Origin of the sequence: Nocardia mexicana NBRC 108244, assembly GCF_001613165.1 — a bacterium.
In the GTDB taxonomy this organism is placed as follows: Bacteria; Actinomycetota; Actinomycetes; order Mycobacteriales; family Mycobacteriaceae; genus Nocardia; species Nocardia mexicana.
This window is the reverse complement of record NZ_BDBV01000001.1, coordinates 243,717-259,142: the sequence shown is the minus strand read 5'-3', so window position 1 is coordinate 259,142 and position 15,426 is coordinate 243,717. Positions and strand designations below refer to the sequence as shown.

Here is a 15,426-nt window from a genome sequence, read left to right as displayed (position 1 = left end):
CGCAATTCAGGAGGCCCGTTTGAGCACGCTGACGCGTAACCATGACATCGAGCATTGGGATGCCGAGGACGTCGACGCCTGGGAGGCCGGTGGCAAGTACGTCGCGCGCCGCAATCTGATCTGGTCGGTGTTCGCCGAGCACATCGGATTCTCGGTGTGGTCGATCTGGTCGGTGATGGTGCTGTTCATGCCCACCGACGTCTTCCACATCGACACGGCCGGGAAATTCTTCCTGGGCGCGGTGCCGACGCTGGTCGGCGGCGTGCTGCGGATCCCCTACACGGTGGCCACCGCCAAGTTCGGCGGGCGCAACTGGACGATCTTCTCGGCGCTGGCGCTGCTGGTGCCGACCCTGCTGACGCTGTACTTCATCAACCAGCCGGGCACTTCGTACACGACGTTCCTGATCGTGGCGGCGTTCGCGGGCCTGGGTGGCGGCAACTTCGCCTCCTCGATGTCCAACATCAACGTCTTCTATCCGCAGCGGCTGAAGGGCTGGGCGCTGGGTCTCAACGCCGGTGGCGGCAATATCGGCGTGCCGGTGATCCAGTTGATCGGCCTCGCCGTCATCGCCGCCCTCGGCAATGCCTATGGCAACGCCTCGCTGGTGTGTGCGGTGTACCTGGTCCTCGTCGTGGTCGCGGCGGTCGGGGCGGCGCTCTACATGGACAATGTGCGCAACCAGAAGGCGGACCTTTCCTACATGGTGACCGCGTTGAAGGTCCCTCAGTCCTGGGCGATCGCGTTCCTCTACATCGGCACGTTCGGTTCGTTCATCGGCTACAGCTTCGCCTTCGGGCAGGTGCTGCAGGTCAGCTTCGTCGCCGGTGGCGGCAACCCCGCGCAGGCCGCGTTGCATGCCGCCTCCATCGCGTTCATCGGACCGCTGCTCGGCTCGCTGACCCGCCCCTACGGCGGTAAGTGGGCCGACCGGTTCGGCGGGAGCAAGGTCACCCTGTACAGCTTCGGCGCCATGACCCTGGGCGCTCTGGCGGTGGCCGCGGCGAGCGTCGTCGCCGATCGCAACAACCATGTGCCCACCGGTGCCGTAATGGCCGCATTGGTGATCGGGTTCATTGCGTTGTTCGTGGTGTCGGGCATCGGCAACGGCGCCGTCACCAAGATCATTCCGTCGGTGTTCGACGCGAAATCGCGGAGCCTGCAGGCGGATTCGGCAACTCGCGCGGCCTGGTCGCAGAACACCGCCGGTGCGCTGATCGGGTTCGTCGGCGCGATCGGCGCCCTCGGCGGCGTCGGCATCAACCTGGTGCTGCGTTCCTCCTACGCCTCCACCAAGTCCGCGACCACAGCGTTCTGGGTGTTCATGGTCTTCTACCTGGTCTGCGCCGCGGTGTGCTGGGCGGTGTTCCTGCGGCCGCCGAGTGCGCGGCGCCGCGCCCATCCGGAGCACGACGTCGTCGTCGAGGCCGAGTCGTTCGTGCTCGAGGCCGAGCTCGAATCCGGAAACAGCCTGCCGGGCAACGGCTCCCAGTCCACCAACCGTCGGCCCAGAGCCTGACCAGAACCACTCGGAGGACACACATGAACCCCACTGTGGAAACCACGCAGCGCAAGACCGTGGTGGTCGTCGGTCACGGCATGGTCGGCCACCGGTTCGTCGAGGCACTGCGCTCGCGCGACACCGACGGCCGGTGGCAGGTCGTGATCCTCAGCGAGGAGCCGCAGCCCGCCTACGACCGCGTCGGACTGTCGTCCTACGTCGGCAGCTGGGATCCGAAGCAGCTGGCGCTGCCGGGCAACGAATACGCCGGTGACGAGCTGGTGGATCTGCGGCTGGGGGTGCGCGCGGAGACTGTCGACCGCGGCGCCCGCAAGATCACCACCTCCACCGGTGACGTGATCGGCTACGACGCCATGGTGCTCGCGACCGGTTCGTACGCGTTCGTGCCGCCGGTGCCGGGACACGACCAGCCGGAGTGCTTCGTCTACCGCACCATCGAGGATCTGGACGGCATCCGGTCGGCCGCCGAGGCCGCCGGGCCGGGTGCGGTCGGCGTCGTGGTCGGCGGCGGACTGCTGGGCCTGGAGGCCGCGAATGCGTTGCGGCTCATGGGCATGACGCCGCACGTGGTCGAGTTCGCGCCGCGGCTGATGCCGGTGCAGGTCGACGAGGGTGGCGGCGCCATCCTGGAGCGGCTGGTCACCGACCTGGGCCTGCACGTGCACACCGGGGTCGGCACCTCGTCGATCGAGAAGTCCGAAGACGGTGCGGGACTGCAGGTTACGCTGTCGGACGAGTCGACCATCGACGCGTCGCTGGTGGTGTTCTCCGCCGGTATCCGCCCGCGCGACCAGATCGCCCGCGACGCCGGGCTGGAGGTGGGCCCGCGCGGCGGCGTCATCACCGACCTCGGCCTGCAGAGCTCCGATCCGCACATCTACGCCGTCGGCGAGGTGGCCGCGGTGGAGGGCACCTGCTACGGCCTGGTCGCCCCGGGCTACACCACCGCCGAGATCGTGGCGGACCGATTGCTCGGCGGCGCAGGCGAATTCCCGGGTGCGGACCTGTCCACCAAGCTGAAGCTGCTCGGCGTGGACGTCGCCAGCTTCGGCGACGCGCACGGCACCACCGAGGGCGCGCTGTCGGTGGTGTTGCACGACGCGGCCAAGGGCACCTACGCCAAACTCGTCATCTCCGACGATGCGAAGACGCTGCTGGGCGGCATTCTGGTCGGCGACGCCTCGCAGTACGCCGCGCTGCGCCCGCTGGTCGGCAGCGAGCTACCCGCCGAGCCCGCCGCGCTGATCTCGCCCGCCGGAGCGGAACTGGGCGCCGACGCGCTGCCCGACGACGCCCAGATCTGCTCCTGCAACAACGTGTCCAAGGGCGCGATCTGCGGCGCCATCGCCGAGGGCGCCTGCGACATCCCGGGCATCAAGAGCTGCACCTCCGCCGGAACCTCCTGCGGCGGTTGCGTTCCCATGTTGAAGAAGCTGCTCGAGCAGTCGGGCGTGGAGATGTCCAAGGCGCTGTGCGAGCACTTCGAGCAGTCGCGTCAGGAGCTGTTCGGGATCGTCCAGGTCACCGGCATTCGCACGTTCTCGGAGCTGATCGCCAAGCACGGCAGGGGATCCGGCTGCGATATCTGCAAGCCCGCGGTGGCCTCGATCCTGGCCTCCACCTCGAGCGATCACATCCTCGACGGCGAGATGGCGGCGCTGCAGGACACCAACGACCACTTCCTGGCCAATATGCAGAAGAACGGCACCTATTCGGTGGTGCCGCGCATGCCCGGCGGTGAGTGCACGCCGGAGCAGCTGATCGAAATCGGCCAGATCGCCAAGGATTTCGGGCTCTACGTGAAGGTCACCGGCGGTCAGCGGATCGACCTGTTCGGCGCGCGGGTGGAGCAGCTGCCCAAGATCTGGCAGCGACTGGTCGATGTCGGCATGGAATCCGGCCACGCGTACGGCAAGTCGCTGCGCACGGTGAAGAGCTGCGTCGGCTCCACCTGGTGCCGGTACGGGCAGCAGGACTCGGTCGGGATGGCAGTGCGGCTGGAGCGGCGGTACCGCGGGCTGCGGTCGCCGCACAAGCTGAAGCTGGCCGTGTCCGGCTGCGCCCGCGAATGCGCCGAGGCGCGCGGCAAGGACGTCGGCGTCATCGCCACCGAGCACGGCTGGAACCTGTATGTCGGCGGCAACGGCGGCCTCACCCCGAAGCACGCGGTGCTGCTGGCCGGCGATCTGGACGACGAGACGCTGATCAAGTACATCGACCGGTACCTGATGTTCTACATCCGCACCGCCGACCGGCTGCAGCGCACCGCGCCCTGGCAGGAGTCGCTGGAGGGCGGCATCGAGTACGTCAAGCAGGTCGTGTGCGAGGACTCGCTGGGCCTCGCCGACGAGCTGGAGGCCGCCATGGCCAAGCACGTCGACGGATACAAGGACGAGTGGGCGGCGGTGCTGGAGGATCCGGCGAAGCTGTCGCGCTTCGTCTCGTTCGTCAACGCTCCGGAGGAGGCGGATCCGACGATCGGTTTCGACGACAGCGGAGAGCGCAAGGTCCCTGTCCTGCTGGGCATGCCCGAGATCCCGGTCACCAGCGGTGTTGACGCCGCCACGCAGGGGAAATAGGCGCGTAATCGCGTGGAAACAGGACGCCGGTACCAATGGGTAGAGCGTTCGGAGGAGAGTTACCGATGACCGTGATCGACACCCCTGGCATTGCTCAGGTCACCACTGCTGGTTGGACCTCGGCCTGCCGCTTCGATTATCTGATTCCGGGCCGCGGCGTGGCGGTGTTGCTGAAGGGTGGGCGGCAGGCTGCCCTGTTCCTGCTACCCGACGGTACCCTCTACGCCGTCGGCAATATCGACCCGTTCGGGCGGGCCGCGGTGATGTCGCGCGGCATCGTCGGCGATCGCGGCGGCGTGCCCGTGGTGGCCTCCCCGCTGCTCAAGCAGGCATTCTCCCTGGTGGACGGGCGCTGCCTGGACGACGACACGATGGCGCTGCCGGTCTATGCCGTGCGCGTGGTCGACGGCGTCGTGGCGGTCTCGAACGAGCCCTCGGGCTGTACCGGTGAGGAATCGCCATGACCGTCGAACCCGCGACCAACGCCGCGTGCCTGGACGGTTTCACCATCGGCATCACGGCCGCCCGCCGCGCCGAGGAGCTGGCCACGCTGCTGACCCGGCGCGGCGCCAATATCATTGCGGCCCCGGCCATTCGGATCATTCCGCTGGCCGACGACAACGAACTGGAACGGGTGACCCGGCAGTTGGTCGCCGATCCGCCCCAGATCTCCGTCGCCACCACGGGCATCGGCTTCCGCGGCTGGATGGAGGCCGCGGAAGGGTGGGGCCTGGCCGAGGAGCTGCGCACGACGCTGGGCTCCACCCGCCTGCTCGCTCGCGGCCCGAAGGCCAAGGGCGCCATCCGCGCGGCCGAGCTGCGCGAGGAGTGGTCGCCCGCGTCCGAGTCCTCGGCCGAGGTGCTGGATCACCTGCTCGCCGAGGGGGTCGAGGGCGTGCGCATCGCGGTGCAGCTGCACGGCGCGACCACCGAATGGGAGCCGGTGCCCGACTTCTGCGAGGTATTGCGCTGTGCCGGAGCCGATGTCGTGCCGGTGCCGGTGTATCGCTGGATTCCGCCGGAGGATCCGGTGCCGCTGGACCGGCTGATCGAGGCGATCGTCACCTCGGCGCTGGACTGCGTCACCTTCACCAGCGCCCCGGCCGTGGCCTCGACCCTTATGCGCGCCAAGGAAACCGGGCTGCTGGAGGCCGTCCTGCACGCGTTCCGCGCCCGGGTGCTGCCCGCGTGCGTCGGACCGATCACCGCCGCTCCGCTGGAGGAGCTGGGCGTGCCCACCACCATGCCCGGCCGGGCGCGGCTGGGGGCATTGGCGCGGCACGTGGCCGAGGAACTGCCGCGGCGCGCCAACCGAATTCACGCCGCCGGGCATGTGCTCAGCGTCCGCGGCGGATGTGTCGTCGTCGACGATCAGGTGCGGCAGCTGGCGCCGGCGCCGATGGCGCTGATGCGGGCGCTGGCACGGCAGCCCGGCCGGGTCGTCTCCCGGGAGGACCTGCTGGCCGCGCTGCCCGGCGGCGGTGACGATACGCATGCGGTGGAGACCGGTATCGCGCGCCTGCGCGCCGGGCTGGGAACGCCGAAAGCCATTCAGACAGTGGTGAAACGGGGATACCGGCTGGCGCTGGATCCGGCCGAGTGCATCGACAACAATCCGCGTCCGGCGGCGGGCTATGGTGCGCCGACGCGGCGTGGCGACATGCCCGGAGGCGGCGGCGCGCGCGGTCACGACGGGGATCGGGAGGCCGCCGATCCGGCGCAGCGGCCGCAGCGGCCCGCGCCGCTGGCGGGGGTGTGATGAGCGGCCCGGCCCTGGTGCTGGTCGCCCACGGCACCAGGAGTTCGCGGGGCGTGGAGATGATCGCCGCGCTGGCGGAGGCGGTCGGGCACGAACTCGGTGTGCCCGAGGCCGGAAGCGGTGCACCGGTGGTGCGGACCGCATTCGTGGATGTGCTCGGGCCTTCGCCGGCCGAGGTCCTGCGGGATCTGAATCCCGGTCCGGCCGTGGTGGTTCCGGCCTTCCTCGCCTCGGGCTATCACGTGTACCAGGATGTGCCGCGCGAGGTGGCCGAGAGCCGCCATGCGGCCGTCGCGGTGACGCCCGCGATGGGGCCCGATCCGGCGCTGGCGCGGATCATGCGGATGCGGTTGCGTGCCGCGGGCTGGCGGCCGGGCGATGCGGTGGTGTTCGCGGCCGCCGGATCGTCGGATGCCCGCGCCCGGCACGATGTGCGCCGGGCAACCATTATGCTCAGCGAACAGCTGGCGGCTCCCGTGCACCTGGCCTATATCGCCACGGGCGCGCCGCGTGTCCCGGAAGTCGTTGCGTCGCTGCGGAAATCGGGCGAGCGCCGGGTGTTCATCGCCTCGTATCTGCTGGCCCACGGACTGTTCCACCAGCGCCTGCACGAGTGCGGCGCCGACGGCGTCGCCGAACCCATCGGCGTCCACCCCGCGGTCGTCCGCCTGCTCGTCGACCGCTATCGCTCGGCCGCCCGGGACCTCTCCCGCACGGCTGCCTGACTGCCGCACCCCGTCCGTCCCGCCCGCCCAGGGCCACGGGCCGGGCACGCCGGACGGTGTGCGGCGGCAGGGCCCCGACTTCCTGCCGTTCCCGTGTGAGTCACGCATTCTTCGCTTGCGCGACCTCCGACTTCGTTGTGGCCGCAATTATTGTGTGGTCATGAGGATTCGGCGGTGGCGGCGGGTTTATCTGGGCGCCGAGTATGCGGCATTGTTCTTCGGCGGAACCACGGCCTACAACCGGCTGATGCGCGGTAAACCGCCGATTCCCGCACTGCTCGCGCTGGCCGCGGGCGCCGCCGCGTATCTTCGGCGCTCGCCCGATTTCGACCGCGCCACGCTGTGGCGTACCTCGGCGTTCCGGACCGAGGCCCGCTCGATGGCGGCATTGGCGGGGGCGAGTTCGCTCACCCTCGGCGGGGCGGTGGCGCTGCTGCGGCGGGACGATCTGTTCGACCTGCCGCGGCGAAATCCGTGGTTATGGCTCGCGGTGATGATCCTGTATCCCGCGGTGAGCGTGTATCCGCAGGAATTGGTGTTCCGTTCGTTCCTTTTCCATCGGTACGCGCCCGTTTTCGGTGAGAGCCTCGTATTGGTCGCCGCCAGTGCGGCCGCATTCGCCTACGTCCACATTATTTTCGGCAGCTGGTTCTCCGTCGCCGCCAGCGGCGTCGGCGGCTGGTTGTTCGCGCTGCGATACCTGCGGACGCAATCGCTGTTCACCGCGTCGGTCGAGCATTCGGTGTACGGCATGCTCGTCTTCACCATCGGCCTCGGCCGGTACTTCTACCACGGCGCGGCGGCTTCGCGCGCCTGAGCCCCCGCGCTCGCGGTGAGCGCAGGGGCGGGCCGTCAGCGGCGCGATTCGATCGTGAGACCGCCACCGGTGACGTTCCGGGTCATCTCGAGCGCCAGGAAGTCGTGCGGGAAGCCGAGGGTGATGGCGCTGGCCGCGTCGAGACGAGCCAGCTGCTCGGCGTCGAATTCGACCTCGAGGGCGCCGAGGTTGTCCTCCAGCTGCGCCGGGGTGCGGGCGCCGATGATCGGAGCCGTGACCGCCGGATTCTGCAGGGTCCACGCCAGCGCCACCTGCGAGGGCGTCTTACCCAGCTGGGCCGCAACCTCTTTCACGACATCGGCGATCGCCAGGCCGCGCTCGGTGAGCGCGCCGCTGGACAGGGCGACGTTCTTGCGGCTGCCCTCGGGCGAGCCGACGGCGTCGTCGGCGAGATCGTCGCGGCTGTACTTGCCGGTGAGCACCCCGCTGGCCAGTGGAGACCAGGGAATCACGCCCAGGCCCAGCTCGCGGGCCATCGGAATCAGGTCCCGCTCCCCGGTGCGCTCGATGAGGCTGTACTCGATCTGCAGCGCCGCCAGCGGCGACCAGCCGCGCAGGTCGGCGATGGCCTGCATGCGCGAGACCTGCCACGCCGGGGCGTCGGAGATCGCCACGTACAGCACCTTGCCCTGCCGGACGAGATCGTCCATCCCACGCAGGATCTCCTCGACCGGGGTGTGGAAGTCCCAGGCGTGCAGGTACAGCAGGTCGATGTAGTCGGTATTCAGCTGCCGCAGACTGTTTTCCACCGAGGCGAACATGCTCTTGCGGTGGTTGCCACCGGAATTCGGGTCACCCGGCCGCCGCAGCATCGTGTATTTCGTTGCCAGCACCAGGCTTTCGCGATTTTCCCGGGTGAACTCGCCCAGCAGCCGCTCGGAGCTGCCCGCGGTGTACATGCTGGCCGTATCGATGAAATTGCCGCCGCGCCCGAGGTAGGTGTCGAGCAGCTTGCGCGACTCCTCGCGGTCGGCGCCCCAGCCCCAGTCTTCGCCGAAGGTCATCGTGCCCAGAGCCAGCGGCGAGACCCGCAGCCCGGAGCGCCCCAGCAGCCGGTAGGTGTCGAGGGTGAGGGACATGGTGTCCTCCTGTTCGTGTCCGTGCGTCGGGGACCAGTCTGTGGCGGTCGCGAGCAGGGGGTAAGGGAAGAATCTTCCTGGGAACGCCGGTACCAGGCTGCCCGTAGGATTGATGCCGATGACTGGCACCGTGGACGCGACACAGGAGCTGGCCGCATTCCTGCGCACCCGGCGCGAGCGGCTGGATCCGCGGGATTTCGGGCTGCCGCAGCGGCGGTCCCGGCGCACCCCGGGGCTGCGGCGCGAGGAGGTCGCCGAGCTGTCGGGGGTCAGCACGGATTACATCGTGCGGCTGGAGCAGGGTCGCGGGCTGCGGCCGTCCGCCGAGGTGCTGGAGGCGCTGGCCGGGGCGCTGCGCCTGGACGCCGACGAGCGCGCCTACCTGTTCGACCTGGCCCGGCAGCGGCTACCCGACAACGACAAGCCCGCCACCACGGCGGCGCCGGAACTGCGACAGCTGGTCGCCGACCTGTCGCCGCTGCCGGCGATGGTCGTGAACCACCGCTACGACATTCTGGCGTGGAACTCCGAAATGTCCAGGCTGCTACTGGATTTCGACACCATGCCGACATCGCAGCGCAATTCGATGTGGCTGTGCCTGCTACATCCGGGGATGAGCAACTTCTTCGCGGACCGCGAGCGCACCGTGCGCGAGGGCATCGCCGATCTGCGCGCCGCCTGGGCCGCCCATCCGGAGGACCGCGTCCTCGCCGACCTGATCGGGGAATTCCGTTCCCGCAGTAGCGAGTTCGAACGCCTGTGGGCGAAGCGAGACGTCCGGGTGAACGGCCGGGGTCGCAAGACCCTGAGGCATCCCGACATCGGCACGGTCACGGTGGCCTACGAGGCCCTGGTACCGCTGCACGATCCGGACCAGCGGCTGATCATCTATCGCGCCGCCGACGAGGACAGCCAGGCCGCGCTGGACCGGCTCTGCCCCGGGTGAGCGGTCTCAGTCGCGGCGGTGGCGGCGGTGGCTGGTGTCGCAGAGCGGGTAGTCGCGGGAGCGTCGGCACAGGCAGACCGCGACGACGAACCGGTCGCAGTGGAGAGTGGCGCCGTCGTCGGTGACCAGGTCCACCGGTCCCTCGATCAGTGCCGGGCCGTCCTTGGTGAGGACGACGCGGCGCGGGTCACGTTGCGGTTCGGTCGGCACGGACGACCACCAACTCCTCGTATCGTTGGCCGGGCTCGATCAGCCCGGCCGATTCCAGCCAGGGCGCGCGGGCGCGCAGCACGGGACCGAACTCGTTGATCTCCCGGGCCACGATCGCCGCCTTCAGGCCGCCGTCGCGCAGGTCCCGGACCGTGGCATCGACATCGCACAGCGACGAGTGCACGATCAGGCCGATACCCTTCGGGTTCAACAGGTTCGGCAGTATCCGGCACAGCGGGTCGAGCACCGCCCGCCCGGCCGGACCCGCCTCCCAGGCGCGGGCGGGTCCGTACGTGGGCGTGGGCACGGGGCCGGGCACGTACGGCGGGTTCGCCAGCACGACATCGAAGCGGCGGTGGCCGAGCACCTCGGCGAACTCGCCGTGCAGCAGCTCGATCCGAGTCCGGCGGAGGCGGCTGTTGAGCCATGCCGAGATCAGCGCGGAACGCGAAATATCCACCGCGGTAACGTGTTCCGCGCCACCGAGGAGCGCCGCTGCGACGGCGACGGCCCCGGACCCGGTGCAGACGTCGAGCATCGTCCCGCCGCGCGGTATCGCCGCCGCGGCCATCGCGCGGATGAGTAGCCTCGTATCCTCCTGCGGCCGGTACACCCCGGGCGCGCGCACCAGGATCATGTCCGAGGGCTCAGCCCGCACCTAACCCGTCTCCCTCGGCTCGGTGACGCGCAGGGAGCTCTGCCCGGATTTCCAGCTGTCGAGCAGGTGGCGCTCGATGCGGTCCTCGAGCACGCCGGTGGCCTGGATGCCGAAGACGACCGACTCGGTGAGCTCCGGTTCGTGAGCGAGCAGATCGCCGAGCACGTCGCGACGCATGATCTGCTCGTGCACGGCGTCCGCCTCGACGTGTTCGGTGTAGAACCGCACGCATGCCGGGTCGGCCCCCAACCGCCGCAGGGTGTCGGCCATGCGGCGCGACGCGGGCGGCGACGTGATCTCCACCGCGGCGAAGTGACCGACCAGCGCGCCCCGCAGCGCGCGGTGCAGGCCGAACAGCGACATCATGTTCACCAGCGTCAGCATCGGCGCGGGCACCGCGTCCAGGTAGTGCAGATAGTCCGAGTTCAGCCCGGCGCCGTCGAGCAGGTCCGCGAACAGCCGGGCGTGCACCCGGTCCCCGCGGCCGCCGCCGAACTCGTCGAATTCCACCGCGACCAGCGCGGCCTTGGCCTGTCCGCGCAGCCGCGGAATCACCCACGCGTACGGATCGGCCTCCTTGTGGTGGTAGATCGACCGGTGCACGAAGTACTCGCACACCTGCCACCACCGGCCCTCGCCGAGCAGGAACGAGCCGACGCCGGCGGGTTCGACCGGCGCGGTCACCAGCCGTTCCAGTTCGGCGTCGAGGTCGCGCCCGCCCGCGACATCGGCGCGCAGCGCGGTCAGCAGGCGCTGTTCCAGTTGTGCGCGCCGCCGCAGCAGGGCCGGATCCCACTCCCAGCGCGGATCCACCCCGGCGAAGCCGTGATAGTGCAGTTCGTAGCAGACGTGCAGGGCCAGCTGCAGATCGTCGCCGTAGGGGTCCGCGGCGGCGATATCGATATCCGTGCAGCAGGTGTCGCCGCGCAGCAGCCGGACGAGCGCGCCGGACAGCTCGCCGCGCGGCGCGGGCAGGGCCGGGGCCACCGGATCGGTTTCGACGGCCGCGGCGGTTTCGGCGGCCACAGCGGAGCGTCCCGCGGAGATCACCGATGGTTCACAGCGCATGCCGTAAGTTTGCTCCGAAACGCCAACGGTTGTCCGACTCCGAGGGAGGCGTGTTGACGGCACGGCCGGATCCCGGCACCGGGGAAACGTATCCGCTGTCGAAGGCGCAGTGGGCCTGGTGGCTGGTGCAGCAGCTGTACCCGGAGGTTCCGGTCACCGTCGCCATGTATCTGGATCTGTCCGGCCACCTGGAGCTCGAGTCGATCGCGGGGTGCGCACGGCGCGCGGCGCGCGAGCTCGAGTCGCCGCACCTGCGCTTTCGGCTCGTCGACGGCTATCCGCGCCAGTATGTCGACCCGGCGGCGGAACTGCCGCTGGAGATGATCGATCTGGCGGGCGAGGCGGATCCGATCGCGGCGGCGCGGCGGCGGATGGCGCAGGACCACACCACGCCCCTAGATCCCCTCGCCGACGATCTGACCGTCGCCGCTGTCTTCACGGTGACGCCGACGCGGCATTTGCTCTACCTTCGCAGCCACCACATCGTGCTGGACGGCGTCGGCGCCGCCGCGGTGCTGCGCCGGACGGCGCAGCTGTACCGGACGGCGGTCGGCGCCGACGCGGCCGCGGGGTGCGGGGCGATGTCGGTGGCGGAGATCCTGGCGGACGAACGGGCCTACCTGGAATCGCCGCGGGCGCAGGCCGACCGGGAGTATTGGCGCGCCCAGCTGACCGGATTCGACGGCCCGGCGGGCCTGGCCGGGCGACCGGCGCCGCCGACGCGCGCACCGCACCATGTCACCGGCGCCCTGGACGACGCGGCGGCACGGCTGCTCATCGACGCCCAGGCCCGGCACGGAGCCACGTTCCCGGAGCTGGTCATCGCGGCGTTCGCCTGCTACCTGGCCCGCACCGCGGCCCGTGCCGACATCACGCTGACGATGCCCGTCCCCGCCCGCACGACGCTGGCCCTGCGACGGTCGGCGGGCGCGATGTCGAACGTGGTTCCGCTGCGGCTGACCGGTCTCGACGTCGCCACCGTCGGATCCGTTGTCTCCCAGGTCCGTACCCAGGTGATCGGTGCGCTGCGACACCAGCGTTTCCGGCACGAGGACATGGCGGACTCGCACGAGGCGATGCTCGGCGGGTTCGGGCCGGTGCTCAACGTCCTCGGGTTCGTCGAGCCGCTGCGGCTGGGGCCGGTCGTCGGCCAGGCCCGCCTGCTGGCGCTCGGGCCGGTCCCGGATCTGCAGGTCAACGGCTATCAGGCGGGGCCCGACGAGCGTTGTGTGAGCATCGACTTCCAGGCGAACCCGGCACGCTACCCGCGCGAGACGGTGGTCGCCCAGCACCGCATGTTCCTCGAATACTTCCGCGACTTCCTCGCGGCCGAAACCGGGCTCGCGGCAACAGGGTTGGGCTGCCCCGCCCCGCCCCCGCAGGTGCTGCCCCCGGCGGGCCCGGTGCGGCTGCTGCGTGAATTGCTGAGCGCGGACCGGGCTCCGGAGACGGTGGCCGTGCGGGACGGCGACCGGACCATGACCTATCGGGAGATCGACGAATCGTCGTCGCGCTGGGCGCGTGAGTTGCTGTCCCGCGGTGCGGGTCCCGAGGAGATCGTCGTCGTGGCGATACCGCGGTCCCTGGAATCCGTACTCGCCCTGTGGATCGTCGCGAAGACGGGTGCTTGCCTCGTCCCCATCGACCCGGCCGATCCGATGTCGCGGATCGCCGCGGTGATCGCCGATTCCGGGGCCCGCCGAGGGGTGACGGTCAGCTCGGTGCGGGATCGGCTACCACGTTGCGCCGCAGGGGAATTCCCCGATGTGGATTGGCTCGTGCTCGACAACGAGGAGAGCGCGGTCGCACGGCACCCTGCGACGCCGATCGACGACGGCGAACTGCCGTGGGTACTGCGCCCCGACCAGGCCGCGTATGTCATCTACACCTCGGGCACCACGGGGATTCCGAAGGGCGTCGCGGTCAGCCATCGCGGCCTGGGGTCGCTGACCGACTACCTGATCGGGCACTACGACCTCGGCCCGGACTCGGTGCTGCTGCATTCCCACACCTCGACCTTCGATGCGCACCTGCTCGAGCTGCTCGCCGCATTCCGGGCCGGGGGACAGCTCGTCGTGGCGCCGCCCACCGTGCCGGCGGGCGCGGATCTGGCCCGATTGATCCGCGACACCGGCTGCACCCTCCTGCAGACCGCGCCCGCCGTGCTCGCCACGCTGTCCCCGGACGAGGTGCCGGGGCTCGTGGCCGTGGCCATCGGCGGGGAGGCATGCCCGGCAAAGCTGGTGCGGCAGTGGGCGTCCCGGGTGCGGCTGTTCAACGGCTACGGCCCGACCGAGGCCACCGTGATGGCGACCGAGACCGGCGCCATGTCCGCCGACGCACCGGTGACGATCGGGCGTCCGCTGCCCGGGGTGTTCGCCGTCGTGCTGGACTCGCGGCTGCGTCAGGTGCGCGAGGGCGCGAAGGGTGAGCTGTATCTGGGCGGTATCGGTGTCGCCGAGTACTACCTCGGGAATCCGGCCGGTACCGCGGCGCGGTTCGTCGCGGACCCGTTCGCGGCCGGTCGGCGGCTGTACCGCACCGGCGACCTGGTCGGCGTCGGCACGGACGGCTCGTTCGAGTTCTTCGGGCGGATCGACGGGCAGGTCCAGGTGCACGGCCGCCGGGTCGAACCCGCGGAGGTCGAATCCGCGCTGCTGGCCGTCCCCGAGATCGCGTACGCGGTCGTCGTGGTCGCCGACCCGGGAACGCCGGGCGCCCGCCTCGTCGGATACGTCGTCGCCCACGACGGCACGCGACTGGACACCGCGGCGATCCTGCGGCGGCTGCGCGGCGAACTCCCCTCCACCCTGGTGCCCTCGGCGCTGCTCGAGCTCGGCGAATTGCCGCTGGCGGGCAACGGGAAAGTGAATCGTGCCGCGCTGCCGCCGCCGAGCCCCGCCGAACGCCCGTATCGCGCCCCGCGCACGGACCTCGAGCACGTGGTCGCGGACCGGTTCGCGACCGTCCTCGGCAGACCCCGCGTCGGCCTGGACGACGATTTCTTCGAGTTGGGCGGGAATTCCCTACTGGGCGTGGCCGTCTCGGCCGAGCTGACCGAGCGTACCGGGCTGCCGGTCACCGTGCGCTGGCTCTACACCGCCCCCACCGTGCGACTGCTGGCCGAACGGCTGGCGGGGGACGACTCGGCCACCGACGACGATGCGCTCGGGGCGCTGCTCGCGTTGCGTCGCAACGGGACCCGGCCGCCGCTGTTCTGCGTCCACTCCGCGGTGCCGCTGGCGTGGTGTTACGCCGGGCTGGCCCGCTACATCACCGATCGTCCCGTCTACGGGCTGCAGGCGAGCGCGCTGGCGGATGCGCCCACGACGATCGAGGACCTGGCCGACAGCTATATCGACATCATGCTCGGCGTGCAGCCGGAGGGTCCGTACCACCTGCTCGGCTGGTCCCTCGGCGGACAGATCGCGCACGCCGTCGCCGCACGGCTGCGCGACCGGGGCGCCACGGTCGCCGTCCTGGCGATGCTGGACAGCGTCGTCATACCCGCGGGCACCGATCCGCCGCCGGAGCCGCGCATGCGCGACCTGCTGACCCACCTGCTGGGCGACGAGCCCGAGGACGCCGATGCCGCCCCGGACGTCACCGCCGCCGAGGCCGCGGCCGAATTGGCCGGTGCGGGGGCCTGTTTCGGCAGCGGCCTGTCCGCGAGCCAGCTGGAACGCCTGCACCGCGGGTATCTCGTCGGTGTGGCACTGGCCCACGATTACCGGCCCAAGGTGTATGACGGTGACCTGCTGTACTTTTCGGCCACGCGCGGCATCACCGAACTGCTCGACGCGGAGGTCTGGCGGCCGTACGTCACCGGCAAGTTGATCGAGCACCCGGTCGACGCGACCCATGCCCAGCTGACCAACTCCGACGTCGTCGCCGTCATCGGTCCCGTCCTCGCCGACCACCTCGCGCGGACCGCCGATGCGACGGCCGCGGCGCACTGACACCCGTTCGGCAAACCGGGTCGAGTCGATAGCTGCCGGGCATACGTCGCCGCCGGGAGCGCCGCGGTGGTCGAACACGCCCG

At 70.4% G+C, this 15,426-nt stretch carries 12 protein-coding genes; 8 read left to right on the top strand and 4 right to left on the bottom strand.

The genetic code is table 11. The annotated features are described in order from the left end of the window. Positions 1-19: 19 nt before the first annotated feature. The 6 genes from NM1_RS01050 (at position 20) to NM1_RS01025 (ending at position 7,402) form a co-directional block, all read left to right on the top strand. Positions 20-1,519: a nitrate/nitrite transporter gene (locus NM1_RS01050; protein WP_068012724.1), complete on the top strand. Its 1,500-nt coding sequence runs from the start codon at positions 20-22 to the stop codon at positions 1,517-1,519. Positions 1,520-1,542: 23 nt separating this feature from the next. Further along, positions 1,543-4,101, top strand: coding sequence for a nitrite reductase large subunit NirB (gene nirB / locus NM1_RS01045; RefSeq protein ID WP_068012722.1), 2,559 nt, complete (start codon positions 1,543-1,545; stop codon positions 4,099-4,101). 65 nt (positions 4,102-4,166) lie between these two features. After that, a complete protein-coding gene (gene nirD / locus NM1_RS01040) occupies positions 4,167-4,565 on the top strand; it encodes a nitrite reductase small subunit NirD (RefSeq protein WP_068012720.1) in 399 nt (132 codons plus the stop codon). Then, the gene (locus tag NM1_RS01035) at positions 4,562-5,860 is read left to right on the top strand and encodes a uroporphyrinogen-III synthase (protein ID WP_246010957.1); all 1,299 of its coding nucleotides are present in this window, start codon (positions 4,562-4,564) and stop codon (positions 5,858-5,860) included. The genes nirD and NM1_RS01035 overlap by 4 nt, the downstream gene beginning before the upstream one ends. Further along, entirely contained in the window at positions 5,860-6,585 is a 726-nt protein-coding gene (locus NM1_RS01030) for a sirohydrochlorin chelatase (protein ID WP_068012718.1), read from the top strand. The genes NM1_RS01035 and NM1_RS01030 overlap by 1 nt, the downstream gene beginning before the upstream one ends. 160 nt (positions 6,586-6,745) lie before the next feature. Next, positions 6,746-7,402, top strand: a complete 657-nt coding sequence (locus NM1_RS01025) for a CPBP family intramembrane glutamic endopeptidase (RefSeq protein WP_068012716.1) — start codon at positions 6,746-6,748, stop codon at positions 7,400-7,402. 35 nt (positions 7,403-7,437) lie between these two features. On the opposite strand, the gene NM1_RS01020 is transcribed toward NM1_RS01025, so the two are convergent. Beyond that, positions 7,438-8,502 carry an aldo/keto reductase gene (locus NM1_RS01020; protein WP_068012714.1) on the bottom strand — a complete coding sequence of 355 codons (1,065 nt, stop codon included), beginning with the start codon at positions 8,500-8,502 and terminating at the stop codon, positions 7,438-7,440. 118 nt (positions 8,503-8,620) lie between these two features. On the opposite strand from NM1_RS01020, the gene NM1_RS01015 reads away from it, so the two are divergent. Then, on the top strand, positions 8,621-9,448 hold the full coding sequence (locus tag NM1_RS01015; protein ID WP_068012844.1) for a helix-turn-helix transcriptional regulator: 828 nt from the start codon (positions 8,621-8,623) through the stop codon (positions 9,446-9,448). A 6-nt stretch (positions 9,449-9,454) separates the two neighbouring features. Here NM1_RS01015 and NM1_RS01010 read toward each other — a convergent pair whose 3' ends face one another. The 3 genes from NM1_RS01010 to NM1_RS01000 are packed head-to-tail and all read right to left on the bottom strand — an operon-like array spanning position 9,455 to position 11,384. Continuing rightward, positions 9,455-9,658 (bottom strand): CDGSH iron-sulfur domain-containing protein, encoded by a 204-nt coding sequence (locus tag NM1_RS01010; protein ID WP_068012712.1) that lies wholly within the window; start codon positions 9,656-9,658, stop codon positions 9,455-9,457. After that, positions 9,636-10,316 carry a methyltransferase gene (locus NM1_RS01005; RefSeq protein ID WP_307719291.1) on the bottom strand — a complete coding sequence of 227 codons (681 nt, stop codon included), beginning with the start codon at positions 10,314-10,316 and terminating at the stop codon, positions 9,636-9,638. Before NM1_RS01005 ends, NM1_RS01010 begins: the two co-directional genes overlap by 23 nt. Further along, positions 10,317-11,384, bottom strand: coding sequence for an iron-containing redox enzyme family protein (locus NM1_RS01000; RefSeq protein WP_068012708.1), 1,068 nt, complete (start codon positions 11,382-11,384; stop codon positions 10,317-10,319). 50 nt (positions 11,385-11,434) lie between these two features. Between NM1_RS01000 and NM1_RS00995 the strand changes: the two genes are divergently transcribed. Further along, entirely contained in the window at positions 11,435-15,343 is a 3,909-nt protein-coding gene (locus tag NM1_RS00995) for a non-ribosomal peptide synthetase (RefSeq protein WP_068012705.1), read from the top strand. Positions 15,344-15,426 lie beyond the last annotated feature (83 nt).

Excerpts from the sequence above, each read along its gene's own strand:
- NM1_RS01025 (WP_068012716.1), top strand. The coding sequence starts at position 6,746 with ATGAGGATTCGGCGGTGGCGGCGGGTTTATCTGGGCGCCGAGTATGCG.
- nirD (WP_068012720.1), top strand. The coding sequence starts at position 4,167 with ATGACCGTGATCGACACCCCTGGCATTGCTCAGGTCACCACTGCTGGT.
- NM1_RS01000 (WP_068012708.1), bottom strand. The coding sequence starts at position 11,384 with ATGCGCTGTGAACCATCGGTGATCTCCGCGGGACGCTCCGCTGTGGCC.
- nirB (WP_068012722.1), top strand. The coding sequence starts at position 1,543 with ATGAACCCCACTGTGGAAACCACGCAGCGCAAGACCGTGGTGGTCGTC.
- NM1_RS01035 (WP_246010957.1), top strand. The coding sequence starts at position 4,562 with ATGACCGTCGAACCCGCGACCAACGCCGCGTGCCTGGACGGTTTCACC.
- NM1_RS01015 (WP_068012844.1), top strand. The coding sequence starts at position 8,621 with ATGACTGGCACCGTGGACGCGACACAGGAGCTGGCCGCATTCCTGCGC.
- NM1_RS01030 (WP_068012718.1), top strand. The coding sequence starts at position 5,860 with ATGAGCGGCCCGGCCCTGGTGCTGGTCGCCCACGGCACCAGGAGTTCG.
- NM1_RS01020 (WP_068012714.1), bottom strand. The coding sequence starts at position 8,502 with ATGTCCCTCACCCTCGACACCTACCGGCTGCTGGGGCGCTCCGGGCTG.